The 13,908-nt window shown below is 39.5% G+C and carries 14 protein-coding genes and 4 tRNA genes; 4 read left to right on the top strand and 14 right to left on the bottom strand.

From position 1 onward, the window contains the following. Positions 1–247: 247 nt before the first annotated feature. From AC4IFE_RS05870 to AC4IFE_RS05840, 7 genes are all read right to left on the bottom strand, one after another. Positions 248–1,075, bottom strand: coding sequence for a YoaK family protein (locus AC4IFE_RS05870; protein WP_490755568.1), 828 nt, complete (start codon positions 1,073–1,075; stop codon positions 248–250). 34 nt (positions 1,076–1,109) lie between these two features. Beyond that, on the bottom strand, positions 1,110–1,604 hold the full coding sequence (locus AC4IFE_RS05865) for a hypothetical protein (RefSeq protein ID WP_490755567.1): 495 nt from the start codon (positions 1,602–1,604) through the stop codon (positions 1,110–1,112). Between the two features lie 405 nt (positions 1,605–2,009). Beyond that, positions 2,010–3,410 carry a HAMP domain-containing sensor histidine kinase gene (locus AC4IFE_RS05860; protein ID WP_490755565.1) on the bottom strand — a complete coding sequence of 467 codons (1,401 nt, stop codon included), beginning with the start codon at positions 3,408–3,410 and terminating at the stop codon, positions 2,010–2,012. A gap of 3 nt (positions 3,411–3,413) precedes the next feature. After that, positions 3,414–4,121, bottom strand: a complete 708-nt coding sequence (locus AC4IFE_RS05855) for a response regulator transcription factor (protein WP_490755563.1) — start codon at positions 4,119–4,121, stop codon at positions 3,414–3,416. A gap of 111 nt (positions 4,122–4,232) precedes the next feature. Next, positions 4,233–4,709, bottom strand: coding sequence for a GNAT family N-acetyltransferase (locus AC4IFE_RS05850; protein WP_490755561.1), 477 nt, complete (start codon positions 4,707–4,709; stop codon positions 4,233–4,235). Between the two features lie 17 nt (positions 4,710–4,726). Next, positions 4,727–6,142, bottom strand: coding sequence for an aminotransferase-like domain-containing protein (locus AC4IFE_RS05845; RefSeq protein WP_490755560.1), 1,416 nt, complete (start codon positions 6,140–6,142; stop codon positions 4,727–4,729). 42 nt (positions 6,143–6,184) lie between these two features. Beyond that, on the bottom strand, positions 6,185–6,550 hold the full coding sequence (locus AC4IFE_RS05840) for a hypothetical protein (RefSeq protein ID WP_490755559.1): 366 nt from the start codon (positions 6,548–6,550) through the stop codon (positions 6,185–6,187). Positions 6,551–6,577: 27 nt separating this feature from the next. Here AC4IFE_RS05840 and AC4IFE_RS05835 point away from each other — a divergent pair, with 27 nt between their 5' ends. Further along, positions 6,578–6,736, top strand: coding sequence for a hypothetical protein (locus tag AC4IFE_RS05835; RefSeq protein ID WP_490755558.1), 159 nt, complete (start codon positions 6,578–6,580; stop codon positions 6,734–6,736). 40 nt (positions 6,737–6,776) lie between these two features. Here the strand turns inward: AC4IFE_RS05835 and AC4IFE_RS05830 are convergent. From AC4IFE_RS05830 to AC4IFE_RS05815, 4 genes are all read right to left on the bottom strand, one after another. Continuing rightward, a tRNA-Leu gene (locus AC4IFE_RS05830) sits at positions 6,777–6,858 on the bottom strand. A 175-nt stretch (positions 6,859–7,033) separates the two neighbouring features. Beyond that, positions 7,034–7,117, bottom strand: a tRNA-Leu gene (locus AC4IFE_RS05825). Between the two features lie 5 nt (positions 7,118–7,122). Then, positions 7,123–7,198: transfer RNA gene (locus AC4IFE_RS05820), tRNA-Gly, on the bottom strand. A 4-nt stretch (positions 7,199–7,202) separates the two neighbouring features. Further along, a tRNA-Leu gene (locus AC4IFE_RS05815) sits at positions 7,203–7,284 on the bottom strand. A 175-nt stretch (positions 7,285–7,459) separates the two neighbouring features. On the opposite strand from AC4IFE_RS05815, the gene AC4IFE_RS05810 reads away from it, so the two are divergent. The 3 genes from AC4IFE_RS05810 to AC4IFE_RS05800 are packed head-to-tail and all read left to right on the top strand — an operon-like array spanning position 7,460 to position 9,427. Beyond that, the gene (locus AC4IFE_RS05810; RefSeq protein ID WP_436808516.1) at positions 7,460–7,837 is read left to right on the top strand and encodes a DUF3127 domain-containing protein; all 378 of its coding nucleotides are present in this window, start codon (positions 7,460–7,462) and stop codon (positions 7,835–7,837) included. A gap of 59 nt (positions 7,838–7,896) precedes the next feature. Continuing rightward, positions 7,897–8,550: a leucyl/phenylalanyl-tRNA--protein transferase gene (gene aat, locus AC4IFE_RS05805; RefSeq protein WP_490755556.1), complete on the top strand. Its 654-nt coding sequence runs from the start codon at positions 7,897–7,899 to the stop codon at positions 8,548–8,550. Then, a complete protein-coding gene (locus tag AC4IFE_RS05800; protein WP_490755554.1) occupies positions 8,537–9,427 on the top strand; it encodes a DMT family transporter in 891 nt (296 codons plus the stop codon). Before aat ends, AC4IFE_RS05800 begins: the two co-directional genes overlap by 14 nt. Positions 9,428–9,500: 73 nt before the next feature. Here the strand turns inward: AC4IFE_RS05800 and AC4IFE_RS05795 are convergent, their stop codons facing one another. The 3 genes from AC4IFE_RS05795 to AC4IFE_RS05785 all read right to left on the bottom strand — a co-directional run bounded on the left by AC4IFE_RS05795 (position 9,501) and on the right by AC4IFE_RS05785 (position 13,705). Further along, entirely contained in the window at positions 9,501–10,883 is a 1,383-nt protein-coding gene (locus AC4IFE_RS05795) for a tetratricopeptide repeat protein (RefSeq protein WP_490755552.1), read from the bottom strand. A gap of 356 nt (positions 10,884–11,239) precedes the next feature. Continuing rightward, on the bottom strand, positions 11,240–12,622 hold the full coding sequence (gene glmM, locus AC4IFE_RS05790; RefSeq protein WP_490755551.1) for a phosphoglucosamine mutase: 1,383 nt from the start codon (positions 12,620–12,622) through the stop codon (positions 11,240–11,242). A 57-nt stretch (positions 12,623–12,679) separates the two neighbouring features. Further along, positions 12,680–13,705 (bottom strand): DUF4421 family protein, encoded by a 1,026-nt coding sequence (locus tag AC4IFE_RS05785; RefSeq protein WP_490755550.1) that lies wholly within the window; start codon positions 13,703–13,705, stop codon positions 12,680–12,682. Between the last annotated feature and the right edge of the window lie 203 nt (positions 13,706–13,908).

Genomic DNA, 13,908 nt, shown 5'->3' with positions numbered 1-13,908 from the left:
GCAAAGGCTGTAGCTACGCCACTGATTAAGCTATAGGGTAATGTATCCGCTTAATCGAATCAATCTTTGATTGATTCTCTTCTTTGCAGCCTTTAAATGAACGGTTTCAATAATAAAACTTGCGTTGAAAAAATTTAAACTTCTTTTCTCTGAAACTCCTGAATAAAAAAAACACCCCTTTTCGATAATTGAAAAAGGGTGCTTCACAGCTAGTTTACAAAAAATTTGATATGTATTTATTTATTGTTTATTCATCAAAAGCAAGTGTTCTTTTTTCTTTCTTTTTGGGAGTGCCGTGGACTTTGTCGTACAGATAAGCCAGCACAGTAGGCTTTTTATAGATTCTGCTGTACCGGTATTTGGTATTAAAGTGCCTTATATGAATCTTATAGGCATCATAACCAATCACCACTAAAAGACAGATACTGATCACATAAAACACCCTGAATTCAAGATAATAATAGGTAAGCCCCGAGAACACAGCTCCCAAAACATAGGCCGCCATGATGCTCATAAGCAGTTTTGCCCTTCCGATCAGCTCTCCATTCTTTCTGTATCTTTTCTGGGTAAACATGGAAAGCAGGATTCCAAGGTCGGTGGTAGTACCCGTAAGATGGGTCGTTTTCACTGAAAAATTGGATATACTTGCTGTAAGCCCATTCTGAAGCCCGGTGGCAAAAAGCATCAGCGCCACCAGATATTCAGTTTCCTCCAGTGTTTTCTGGTAATAAAACTGTCCATATATCCCCACAAACAGTAAACATATGATTTCCAAAGCGATGGGCATGGAATGGGCAAAATATTTACTCTTTTTATTGAAGTTGATCACTATGAAATTGGACATAAAGCTTCCGAAGAAGAACAGGAAGATCCATGCTCCCACCACAGCCACCTGGGACCAGTTTCCTTTACTGATCTCAGCAGCCAAGATGGCATAATGCCCGGTTACGTTTGATGTGAAAGAGAGAAATATTAACAGAGAGGCGATATTTATAGTCCCTGCAGTGAATGCAGTCAGCGTTCCCAATCTGATATTGTCTCCCAACGTTCGGCTGTTACTATAATTTCTTAACATTTTTTGTTGTTTATATTGTTGTGTTTTCTTTTTCTCAGACTTCTACAAAGACCTCAGCCAATCTTCCTCTTTCCGGAAGCCGCTCAGTGATTTCCACTTTAATTTCCCGAATCTGAAGTGTTCTGCATTTTTTAATGTAAGGTACTATATCAAACTTTCCTTCGCCTTTACTCTTAATAGATGGCGAGTAGTAAGCCTCTTCAATATTCTCTGCCTTTACATAATTATTGAATGTTCTCTGAAAGCTTCCTGTGAAAATATCGCAGATGATCTTATTAACCAGATGCGGATATTTATTCCTGATAATTCCATAGGCATCACAGAATTCCTGCGGCCTGATCTTATTAAAAATGGTGCTTTTTGTGTTGAACAGAAGGTCTCTAATGGAATCCCCGCCATCATATCCTGAAACGAGAAGAATATTATACCGGTTCTGATCTTCCGATGCTTCTTTCTCTTTCAGTACTTTTTTTAATATATTGAGTGACTCCAGAGAATAATCCGTTGCGATTAAGATTGTTTTGGTCATATCTTTTAGATTTAGGTTTGTTGTCATATTTCGATGATACAAAACTAAAGCGGCAAGATTAGAAGCTCTTTGGAATGGAATTAAAATGTGATTAAAGAGATTAAAATGAGATTAGAATATTGTTAACGCCCGTTAACATAAAGAAATCACATTAGAACAGCCAAAGACAGAAAATGGCTGAACATCAGGATTGCAGATGTCATATTTAGACAAAAGACTTTAAGCATAAGACTGAGATTAAGAATGTGAATGGTGAATTTTGCTTCGCAAGTGAATAGTGAATTCATGTGATAAGAAACAAGAATCAGGATACAAGACTTCAGATAGATACTCAATAACCAGCAACCAGCAACACTCTCAAACCCTAAAACACTTCGACCCTCAAACCTACACCTCAGCCTTAGCTTAACTTTCCGGTCTCGTACTGTAGAAATTAGGAAACCGCATCTGTACGGTGGTTCCCTGGTTTTCGTGAGAACTTACTATCAGTTCGCCGTTGTGCATTCTTACAATATTTCTTGCCAGCGGAAGTCCTATTCCGTAGCCTTCATAATTTTTGGTATTGGAAGCCCTGAAGAAAGGATCATAGATTTTATTCATCTCTACCTCCGGAATCCCGATTCCAAAATCTTTTACAATGATATAAACATCTGTGTCCGTGGCGCCCAGGGAAACTTTTATCTGCTGGAAATTAGAATATTTACAGCCGTTATTGATGATATTGGCTACCGCAAGATGCAGCAGCTGTTCGTTGCCCTGCACTTTTAATTTTTTAGGATTATCAGGAAGCATACTGATATCCAGATAGATATTATTTCTTGAATCAATCTTTCTCAGAGTTTCAATTACATCCCAAAGCAGCTGATCGATTCTTACTTTATCAATTTTCTGGATTTTACCATCGAAGCCGGTCTGAGCAATCATCAGCAAGGCTTTGATCTTTTTATCCAGCTTTTCTGCTTCATCAAGGATAATCTCAAGCGTTTCTTTGTATTCATCAGCTGTTCTGCCGATAGAAAGAGCTACATCCGCTTCTCCCATGATCGAGGTAAGGGGTGTTCTCAGCTCGTGGGAGACATTCCCGATCAGGTGGTTTTGGGTTTCAAATGAGGTTTCTATCCGGTTCAGCATTCCGTTGAAAGTATCTATCAGCTCATTAAGTTCCTTATTATCCGGCTGCGGCTCCAGTCTAAGGTGAAGATTTTCTGAGCTGATCTCTTTTACCTTACCGGTAATTTTTAAGATGGGCCTGAATAAAGTTTTGGACAGATAAAAAGAAAAGATCATACTGAAAAACAGGGACAGCACAATACAGGTAATCAGCGTTCTCTTTAAAAACCCCAGGTAATAGATTACATAATGGTTCTTGGCAGAAGCAATGGCAATATAGTCTTTATCATCATACTTAAAGGTCTGCCCGATATAATAGAATTCTTTGTCATTATAATTGGCCTCGCCTTTTCTGACAATACTTTTGAAAAAATAGTCCGGAATGTGAACCTCCTGTGAGATCTTCCTGAAATTGGAATCCGCCGGAACCGCAAAAACATAATCTCTTTCCATGGGAAGCTCCTCATCATTGAGACCGTTGAGAATATAGTTTTCGGGAAGATCAAGATGATCCTTGCTCTTTTCGATCTGAACAATGGTTGTTGTGCGGATCTTCAGCAATTCGTAAAACCTCTGGTGTGAAAAGTTGACAATAGAAAAATAAACCAACCCGCTGAACAGCAGAATGATGGCAGTAAATACCAACATCAGGAGCACCATTGTTTTGGTCTGATTTGTGACAACTTTATTAAACATCCATTAAGGTTTTTTCAGTACATACCCCATTCCTATCACGGTATGGATCAACTTATTATCGTCCTGGTTATCCAGTTTTTTTCTCAGATAATTTACATAAACATCTACGACATTGGTCCCCAGCTCATAATTGACACCCCACACCGCATCCAGAATTTCTGCTCTGGAAATTACTTTTTCAGGGTTATTCAGAAAGTACAGCAGGAGTTTATATTCTGTGGAAGTCAAAGAAATTTCCTCGCCGGCGCGGGTCACTTTCTTGGTATAATCATTAACGATCAGGTCTGAAAACTGGAACACATACTCATTGTCAGGCTCCGGTTCGGCAGTTTCGGGGAGACTTATTCCATTGCTCCTTCTCAACAGTGATTTTACCCGGGCAACCAGTTCAATGAATTTGAAAGGTTTTACGAGATAATCATCGCCGCCACTTTCCAGCCCCAATACAATATTTTCGGAGGTTCCTAATGCCGTTAAAAACAGAATCGGTACATGCTGGTTGGTTTTCCTTATTTCTTTGCAGACATCCAGCCCATTCATTTCCGGCAGCATAATGTCCAGAATTACCAGATCAAAATCGTTGCCCTGTACCAGCTGCACACCCGTGCGTCCGTCAAAGGCTACGGAAACTTCGTACCCGTTTTCCTGCAGTCCCTTCTTTATAAAAGACACTACGCTGGTTTCGTCTTCGATGAGGATAATCTTTTTCATTGAAATAAGGAATTTCACAAAAATAGGGAAAAAGAGCGAATAGCCATGAGTGAAAGCGAAACTGTAAGAAACCTTAGAACAGCAATGCCTCCTTATTGAATTTTAGTCTTTTTAAACATTCAACTCCAGCAGCATCTGTGTATCACAGCGGTTATAAGCTGAATCAGAGATCGGCATGTGTTTAAAGCCAAGCTTTTCATATAATTTTATTGCAGGAACGAGTACAGAGTTTGTTTCAAGAGAAATACTTTCTGCATTTAGCTCCCTGGCTTTATCTACCAAAGCCTGGCCTACCAGATATCCTATTTTCTTTCCCTGGGCTTTGGGGCTCACAGCCATCTTTGAGAGCTCAAATCTAAGAGGCTCATCAGATATTTTCACTAAAGCACAGGTTCCGACAGCTTCATTATTCAGCAGAGCAAAAACAATATACCCTCCTTTATTTATAATATGCTCTTCAGGATTATCCAGCAGCTTATAATCCCCTGCTTCCATGGTGAAAAATGTTTTGATCCATTCTTCGTTTAAAGCCTTGAAGGCTTCTTTATACTGAGGATCATAGGCTATAATTTTTACTTCACTGTTCATTACTATAGTGTTTTAGTTTAAATTCTTTTCTTTACCATTTTTGCCAACTTTTCAAGGTCACTTTCTACCCTGTCCGTCCATTCCAGGGCATAATTCAGGCGCATACAATTCTGGTACTGATTGTATTGGGAAAACATTCTTCCGGGGGCAAAGCTTATTTTCTGGCTCATTGCTTCATCGTAGAGATCTTCCGTACAGATTCTTTTATCCAGTTCCAGCCACAGCATAAATCCTCCTTTCGGTTCCGAAATTTTAGTATTGTCGGGAAAATACTGCATCACTGACTTCTGAATCTGAAGATAATTCCCATACAGCTTATTTCTGAACATCCTCAGATGGTGGTCATAGCGGCCGTGTTCAAGAAAATCGGCAATCACATCCGGATACAGGGACGGACTGCACACGGTCTGCACCAGCTTCTGCCGGATTACCTTTTCTTTAAACTTTCCGGGAGCCACCCATCCCACACGATAACCCGGTGCGAGTGTCTTAGAAACCGATCCTATCCACATCACAAGGCCTGCCTCATCATAAAATTTACAGGGTTTGGGCCTTTCTGATCCGAAATACAGGTTTCCGTATATATCATCTTCGATCAGAGGAACATTATATTCCGTGATCATCCTTACCAGCTCTTTTTTATTCTCATCGGGCATCTGAAAGCCCAGCGGATTATTGAAATTTGTCACAAAACAGCAAGCGGAAAGCGTGGGCAGTACTTTTTTCAGAGCATCCAGATCTACCCCGTAAATAGGATGGGTAGGAATTTCCACCACCTTCAGACCCAGTTGCTGAATGGCCTGAAGCACCCCAAAATAAACCGGGCTTTCCACCGCTACGGAATCTCCCGGCTTCGTCACCGCCATCAGGCAGGTATATACTGCATTCATGGCCCCGGAAGTGATAACCAGATCATCTTCTGATATTTTCCCTTCCAGCACCAGGGCCCATTTGGCAGCTTCACGACGGAGGTATTCATTTCCCTGTACCGGCTCATAATCTGTACCGCTGTCATTCTTTCTCTTGATCACATTAATCATGCATTTCTTAAGCTTCGCCAGGGGAAGGAAACTTTTCCCGGGAATTCCTAAAGCAAACTGAGTAACATCTGTCCCGTCAATGGTTCCGAACACCTTATCGATAAGAACCTCAGCCGTATTCTCTCTCTCCGCCACTTTCATAGGCGCGACAGATGGCAGCGCCAGCTTTCTCTGGGAACTCTGGCTCACAAAATAGCCATATTTAGGCCGTGATTCTACCAAGGACTGGCTTTCCAGCTCCATATAAGCCTGTTTTACGGTATTCAGGCTGACATTATATAGTTTTTGTGCACTTCTTAATGAAGGCAGCCTGTCTCCCAGCTGCAGCGTATCACTTTTGATCTGCTCGGTGACAGATTTTGCTATTTTAAGATAGAGAACGTCTTTTGACATAAAGCCCCGGTTTTAAGTAAATGTACAACTTTATTGAAGTTTTTAACCCATATTCAGCCAGCTAATCATTCGGCTGACACTGCTTTTCAGCTGTTCTGCGTTCCGGAAATTTGCTGAATTATTTTTATTAAAATAACGTTCTGCCTGAAGATGAAAATCTTTTTTTTCGAAGTCTGCAAGATCACCTTTCCCATAGATCTTAAATGTGACCTCTCCTTTTCCGTTAATGATCAGGCTTGCAAAGCCCAGAATCTCATTCCTTTTTTTAGCCAAAAGAAAGGGTATTCCAAAATCACGGTTCAATCTGGGCAGATTCTGTGACTGCAGAAAAATATTTTTCAGAGACTGCATATCTGAGATATAGACGTCGGCATACTGAACCTGTTGGTTTCGAATAATAGTTTCCATAATACTCTGTTTTAGTATAACAAAATTATGGAGTATTCCATTAAGGATACAGATACAGAAGTTAGTATTATCCTGGGTACAGATTGGATAAATCTATCTAAAATTGCAGGAGATACAGGCAAAGGCAAATTTAAGCAGACAGCACATGGATACTTTAATCCGGAACCAATGTATGGTTATAAATAAAAAACTCTCTGTAAATAATACAGAGAGTTTTTTCGCAAAGTGCGGATGAAGGGACTCGAACCCCCACGCCTCACGGCACCAGATCCTAAGTCTGGCGTGGCTACCAATTACACCACATCCGCCGGTTATAATTCTTTATGTAAAGAACCTATTCCTTTTATGGCTACAAATATAAAACATTTTGCCTTAAAATAAGAACTAAAAAAATATAATACTTACAAACAATGATAAATAAACGATTTCTTACAAACCTTTAAACATAAAAAAACTCTCCGTTGAGATCAACAGAGAGTTTAGTACCCCGGGCGGGACTTGAACCCGCACGTTCTTACGAACACAGGATTTTAAGTCCTGCGTGTCTACCAGTTCCACCACCAGGGCAGGTGTGGAGCGAAAAACGGGATTCGAACCCGCGACCCCAACCTTGGCAAGGTTGTGCTCTACCAGCTGAGCTATTTTCGCATAGTGCGGATGAAGGGACTCGAACCCCCACGCCTCACGGCACCAGATCCTAAGTCTGGCGTGGCTACCAATTACACCACATCCGCTGGTTTGTTTTGCTTATTTTAAAGAGCTTGTTTCGTTTTTGTGAGTGCAAATATAGGACTTTTTCCATTGTCTCCAAACTTTTCAGAAAAAAAAATTAAAATTCTCACATTTTTTTTCAGGTCCTCCAATTATTACATTTCATTTTCTTACTTTTACAACGTTAATAATTACAATATGGAATTACAAGGAACGGTAAAGAAACTTTTTGATGCTCAGACATTTGCAAGCGGCTTTCAAAAGAGAGAGATGGTTATTTTAACCCAGGAACAGTATCCACAGCCGATAAACATAGAATTTTTGTCTGATAAGATCAGTTTATTAGATAACCTTAAGGAAGGTGAAAATGTAAAAGTGGGAATCAACATCAGAGGAAGAGAATGGGTTTCTCCTCAGGGTGAAACCAAGTATTTCAATTCTATTACAGGATGGAGAATAGAAAAGGTTATGGATAACGGATCCGAGCCTACACAAGCTTCTCCTTCTCAATCTGCATCCCCTGTTTCCAATGAAAACCCTTTCGCTGGTGACGATGATGATGATTTACCTTTTTAATTAAAAAATAAGATCAAATATAAATCCTGCTTTCTCAAGTAGGATTTTTTTCCAAAAAAATGGTCCGATTAGACGAAAACGAGATTTCATTCCCCGATCCTGAACTTTATGACGGTCACGACGGGCCGGTTGCCTTTGGAGGAGACCTGTCTACAGAAAGGGTTTGGTTCGCCTACCAGTTGGGGATCTTTCCGTGGTACAACCCCGGAGAGGAAATATTATGGTGGTGCCCGGATCCAAGATTTGTTCTGTTTCCTGACGAACTGAAAGTTTCCAAATCGATGCGGAAAATACTGAACAGGGAGGTTTTCACATTTTCTGAGAACAAAAATTTCAGGGAAGTGATCCGAAACTGCCAGCAAACCAACAGAAAGGGACAGACGGGAACATGGCTTTCGGATGAGTTAATGGAATCTTTTATTCAGCTTCATGAGTATGGTTTTGCCAAAAGTATTGAGGTATGGCAGAATAATGAATTGGTCGGCGGCTTTTACGGCCTTCAGATTGGGAATGTATTCTGTGGTGAAAGTATGTTTGCGAAAGTAAGCAATGCTTCTAAGGCAGGTTTTATACATTTTGTGGAGAACAATAAAGATAATATTGATCTCATTGACTGCCAGTCCCATACCGAGCACCTGGAAAGCTTAGGTGCAAAAATGATTTCTAAAAAAGAATTTTTAAACATCTTACACAAAAACAATGAACGCAGATAAAGAAAAGTGGATCCTTCTTATTGTATTAACTGTTATCTGGGGCTCGTCTTTTATTTTGATCAAAAAGTCTCTTGAGCATTTCAGTCCCTATCAGGTGGGAGCACTCAGGGTTCTGATTGCCGGAATTATTTTAATGCCGGTCGCAATTTCAAAATATAAACTGTTTCCCAAAAAGCATTTGAAATGGCTTATTCTGGCTGCATTTACAGGAAATTTCATTCCTATGTTCCTCTTTCCGATTGCGGAAACTGAAGTGAGCAGCAGCATTGCGGGGATCATCAATTCTATGATGCCTATCTTCGTGATCATTGTGGGAGCGCTGGTCTGGAAATTTGAAACCACCAAAAGACAGATTGTAGGAACATTAATCAGTTTTGCCGGAGTATGTCTCCTCGCATTCGGAGGGGACGGAGAAGGCGGAAAGTTTAAACTGATCCCGATATTGCTTTTACTGTTGGCTACATTATGCTATGCATTAAGCACCACAACAGTGAAATCTAAGCTTATGGATGTTTCTTCCACAATTTTATCAGCATTCGTTTTCTCATTTGTGTTATTTTTCCCGTCTCTGATTGCTTTAACATTCACAGGATTCTTTTCAACATTCAGCTTTAATCAGGATAATATGCTGGGGCTGATGTTTGTAGGTTTATTATCCATCTTTGGAACCGGACTGGCTATGACCTTAAATTACAGGCTGCTGAAGGTATCTACGCCTTTATTTGCTTCCACTGTAACTCTGCTGATGCCTATCGTTGCTATTATCTGGGGCTTTTTAGACGGTGAAAAGCTGAGCTTCTTACAGTTTGTGGGGGCAGGAGTTATTATTGGAGGACTGATATTTTTAAGGGCTAAAACAGCGGTTATAAAAAAATAGATATTTTACTGATATCAACTAAAAATCCTGCATTGCTGCAGGATTTTTTATTTATGATTGTTACTTTAAACCATTAAGAATTCTTCTTCTTCACTTTGGCTTTGACTTTCTTTACCTCATCTTTGATGAAAGGATATTTTTTCTGCATATCCTGAGCAAGTGATGCATCAATTTTTAAAGCTTTCTGAAGAGATTCTGCTCCTTTTTCCGGGTTTCTCAGGTTGAAATAACAGTTGCTGAGCTGATAGTAAAGCTCTGCCCTGTCATGTACCCTTAAGGCATTATTCAGAATAGTTACCGCCTCTTCATATTCTCCAAGAAGCATCAAAACTTCTGAATAAGCGTACCAGTTATAAAACCTCGAAGGCTCTGCATCTACCAATTTTTTCAGGCAGGCCAGGCTTTCTTCAAATTTTCCGGAATCAATGAACAGAAACGCCAGTCTCTTTTGATAATCAAGATTACTGTCATTCAACTGGGTAGCTTCTTTTGCAAAATGCAGGGCTTCTTTCATCCCGCCCATTTCTTCATAGAGATAAGACTGTTCCATCATTGCAAGATAAAACTGCGGATCTTCTCTCAAGGATTTCTGGAATGCATTTAAAGCCATTATGGACTGTTTCTGTGCTTTATAGCATAATCCTATCTTATAAAACGTAAATGCTTTGGTATATTCAAGTTCAAGCATTTCCTCATAGACTTCTACGGCCTTCTGGTATTGCTCCAGGGCTTCATAACAGGCTGCTTTGTTAGCATAGACTCCTACAGAGCTTGAATTGATGGCCAAAAGATAATCGTATCCTTTTATCGCCTCTTCATAATTCTTTCTGTTGAAGTAAAACTGTCCGTATTCAAACCATGCTGTTTCGGAATAGGCAAATTCATCTAAATATTCATTAAGAAAGGCAATAGCCTCCTCGCTCTTATTCAGGTCGCTGAAGCAGATCATACAGTTTTCGAGAGAATACTCATCCATAGGATCTTCTTTCAGAGCTTTTCTGTAGTGTTTAAGGGCGTTAAAGGGATCTCCCAGGTTAACATATTCGTCCGCAATAAAGTTATGAAGGAAGTTTTCTTCTTCCTGCAGTTCTAAGGCTTTTTTGCAGATGTCAATGGCTTTTCTGGGGTTTCCCAGGTTCGAATAATACTTTGCATAGCAGACCATAAAGTCTGTATTCTCCATAGATGAGCCTTTCAGCTCGTCAATGAGTTCTTTCGCCGTATTATAATCTTCCCATTCCAAAAGGATTTCAAGTCTTTTGATCTTGATATCCAATGAATTGGGATGGAGCTTAAGGCCATAGTTAACAGCATTGTCTGCGTAGTTAAAATCTCCCAGCTCCAAATAATAAACAATAATGTCTTCCAACTCTTCGGTATCGAAGTAGAATTCATCATTATTTTCCATCATTTCCTCGAACTTTTTTACAAGTTCATTTCCAAAATACTCTTCCAATAGTGTTGTCTCTGTCGGCCCGATGTCTGAATATGCTTACAAACCTCGGCAAACTTTTTAATTAATAATAACCTCTGAAACTGAAATTCAAATGTTTATGCAAAGTTGCAACTTTTTTTTGAATTAATTTTTCATAAATTTCTATATTAAAGATAGTAAAAAAAGAAAACAGATAAAAGGATTGTGGATAAAAAACGGAAATTGTGGTTAAATAGTCATAACGGTTCATTTTCACCGCGAATCTCAAAATTCAGGACCTGTTTATTTATCTGCTTTCGTTTCTTTCTTCCGGACTATTTAAAAAGAACTCCGGCAAAAAAAGAACGGAGCATTTCTGTTCCGTTCCTGTTTTTATTTTAAATTAAGCTTCTAATTTTAGCGATGATATCATCTCCAAGCTTATCTGCTTCTTCCTGTGTATAAGCCTCTGTATAGATTCTGATAATCGGTTCGGTATTTGATTTTCTAAGGTGTACCCAATTGTTTTCAAAGTCTATCTTAACTCCATCAATGGTAGAAACCTCTTCATTCTGGTATTCTTTTTCCATTTTAGCCAGAATATCATCTACATTGATCTCCGGTGTCAGCTCTATTTTCTTTTTGCCCATGAAGTATTCCGGATATCCGGCTCTTAATTCCGAAACTGCTTTGTTTTCTTTGGCCAGATGAGTTAAAAATAAAGCAGCCCCAACTAAAGAATCTCTTCCATAATGAAGATCTGGATAGATAATTCCTCCGTTTCCTTCTCCACCAATCACGGCATTTTTCTCTTTCATCAGGTTTACTACGTTCACTTCTCCTACAGCACTTGCAAAGTATTCTGAATCGTGGCTTCTGGCAACATCTCTCAAAGCACGGCTTGAAGAAAGGTTTGATACGGCAACTCCTTTTTTATGTTTCAACAGATAATCTGCTACGGCAGCCAGGGTATATTCTTCCCCAAACATTTCTCCTTTTTCGTCAATTAAAGCTAATCTGTCCACATCCGGATCTACAACGATTCCCAAATCTGCATTTTCTTTTTTTACAAGCTCACAGATATCTCCCAGATGCTCTTTCAAAGGTTCAGGATTGTGTGGAAACTGCCCGTTCGGTTCGCAGTATAATTTAATGGTCTCGCAGCCTAATTTATCCAACAGCATTGGAATTGCAATTCCTCCTGTAGAATTTACGGCATCGAGAACGATTTTGAATTTTTTAGCTTTAATGGCTTCAACATCTACCATCGGAAGATCCAAAATCTGCTGAATATGGATATCAAAAGCGTCATTTCTTGTTTCATATTTTCCAAGATCATCTACTTCCGCGTAGTTGAAGTCTTCACTTTCAGCAAGAGCCAATACTTTTGCGCCGTCATCTCCGCTGATGAATTCTCCTTTAGCGTTCAACAGCTTAAGAGCGTTCCACTGCTTGGGGTTGTGGGAAGCGGTCAGGATAATTCCCCCGTCTGCATTAAGCTCAGGAACCATTATTTCTACCGTTGGTGTTGTAGAAAGTCCCAGATCCACTACATTTATTCCCAATCCCTGCAGGGTTGCTGTTACCAGTGAGGAAACCATTTCCCCGGAGATTCTGGCGTCTCTTCCTATAACAAGAGTTAAATTCTTTTTATGTTGTGTATTCTGAAGCCATGTTCCAAATGCTGATGCAAATTTCACGACATCCAGAGGGGTTAAGTTATCATTTACTTTTCCGCCGATCGTTCCTCTGATCCCGGAAATAGATTTTATTAACGACATTCTTTTTTATTTTTTTAATTGGTTTCAGAAACAAAGATACTTAAAAGACCTAATAAGTTATAGGATGGGAATTTTTTTCTGAATCTTGTCATAATTTCTTTTGATCACCTTCGGTGGTGGAAACCGATACCCTATGTAAAGCAAACCGTACAGGTTATTGTTTTGTACATTCTGGTTATTATTTTCATTGTAAGCATATGCGTTTACATTAAATTTTCCTCCGAACAGAAACCGGTCTGTATTATATCCTATATGAAGTCCGGCAGCAAACTTCAGAGTGAGATACTGTGTATTTTGTTTATTGAATTTGGATCCGTCATCATGAATATCCCAGCTGTTGGAAAACATTCCGCCCAGTCCCAGTGAGATATTGGGCGCAATATTCACTCTTTTTCCGGCACCCAGTACCCAATTGTAAAAGTAGCCCATACTGGCTCCAAAGCTGTACTGGGTCTCTTTACTTTTCTGTCCGTTTAAAATATCTCTGAATACAGAAAGGTCATAATCTACAAAAGGAACCCAGCTCCCACGGCTTTCTTTCTGCCATTCACCCTGTGTATAAATGCTTTTCAGTGAGAAATTATCCTTAAGTACATAGGCTGTTGACCCTCCAAAACTCTGAATTCTCAGATCCGGAAACTGAAGATACGGGTCTTTCCCTTCTTTCCATTCCGGGAAAAAGTCGCTCATATTTTCCATGTAAAACCCTTTTACATTTTTATAATAAACAGTCTGGATAAACTTTTTAGGGAAAAACCTGAACCTCAGGTCTGCATAAGAATTGTTTCCTTTGAGAGCATCATCATTATTACCCGGAAGGAAACCTGGTGTAAATGAAACAGTTGCACTTATAATCCTATAATCTATAGAAAATGAGGCTCTTGTTTTGTTGTTGATTGAAAAGATGGTTTCTAAAGGATTATCCTCAGAACCCTCTGAAAAAACATATTTTTCAATATTGGTGTCCAGATTTACACGGACCATTATCTGGTCTGCATAGGACTTGATTTTAGTGGTATCAATCTGGGCATTTGCCCAAACGGTTATAAGAGAGAACAGGAAGACTGCTGATTTCAGGCTCAAATCGAAAAGGTTTTTAGTTTAGAGCATGAAATTATAACATTTTTTTCAATTATAAGCTTAAAAACAGCATCAGGAGCAACCGCAGTCTTTGTCGCAGCCGGTCCTTTTGGAACTGAATTTTTTCGGTGCAAAGTTTTTTCTGAGTACCTTGAATAAGGAGTAGCAGGCGAACGCAACGATCAGTATGATAATTATGTACTGAA

The organism is Chryseobacterium sp. UF-81, assembly GCF_058245105.1.
The sequence above is the reverse complement of the archived record's forward strand: the minus strand, read 5'-3'. Positions and strand labels throughout refer to the sequence as shown.

Coding starts and splice junctions, on each gene's coding strand:
- AC4IFE_RS05870 (WP_490755568.1), bottom strand. CDS start 1,075: ATGTTAAGAAATTATAGTAACAGCCGAACGTTGGGAGACAATATCAGA.
- AC4IFE_RS05865 (WP_490755567.1), bottom strand. CDS start 1,604: ATGACCAAAACAATCTTAATCGCAACGGATTATTCTCTGGAGTCACTC.
- AC4IFE_RS05860 (WP_490755565.1), bottom strand. CDS start 3,410: ATGTTTAATAAAGTTGTCACAAATCAGACCAAAACAATGGTGCTCCTG.
- AC4IFE_RS05855 (WP_490755563.1), bottom strand. CDS start 4,121: ATGAAAAAGATTATCCTCATCGAAGACGAAACCAGCGTAGTGTCTTTT.
- AC4IFE_RS05850 (WP_490755561.1), bottom strand. CDS start 4,709: ATGAACAGTGAAGTAAAAATTATAGCCTATGATCCTCAGTATAAAGAA.
- AC4IFE_RS05845 (WP_490755560.1), bottom strand. CDS start 6,142: ATGTCAAAAGACGTTCTCTATCTTAAAATAGCAAAATCTGTCACCGAG.
- AC4IFE_RS05840 (WP_490755559.1), bottom strand. CDS start 6,550: ATGGAAACTATTATTCGAAACCAACAGGTTCAGTATGCCGACGTCTAT.
- AC4IFE_RS05835 (WP_490755558.1), top strand. CDS start 6,578: ATGGAGTATTCCATTAAGGATACAGATACAGAAGTTAGTATTATCCTG.
- AC4IFE_RS05810 (WP_436808516.1), top strand. CDS start 7,460: ATGGAATTACAAGGAACGGTAAAGAAACTTTTTGATGCTCAGACATTT.
- aat (WP_490755556.1), top strand. CDS start 7,897: ATGGTCCGATTAGACGAAAACGAGATTTCATTCCCCGATCCTGAACTT.
- AC4IFE_RS05800 (WP_490755554.1), top strand. CDS start 8,537: ATGAACGCAGATAAAGAAAAGTGGATCCTTCTTATTGTATTAACTGTT.
- glmM (WP_490755551.1), bottom strand. CDS start 12,622: ATGTCGTTAATAAAATCTATTTCCGGGATCAGAGGAACGATCGGCGGA.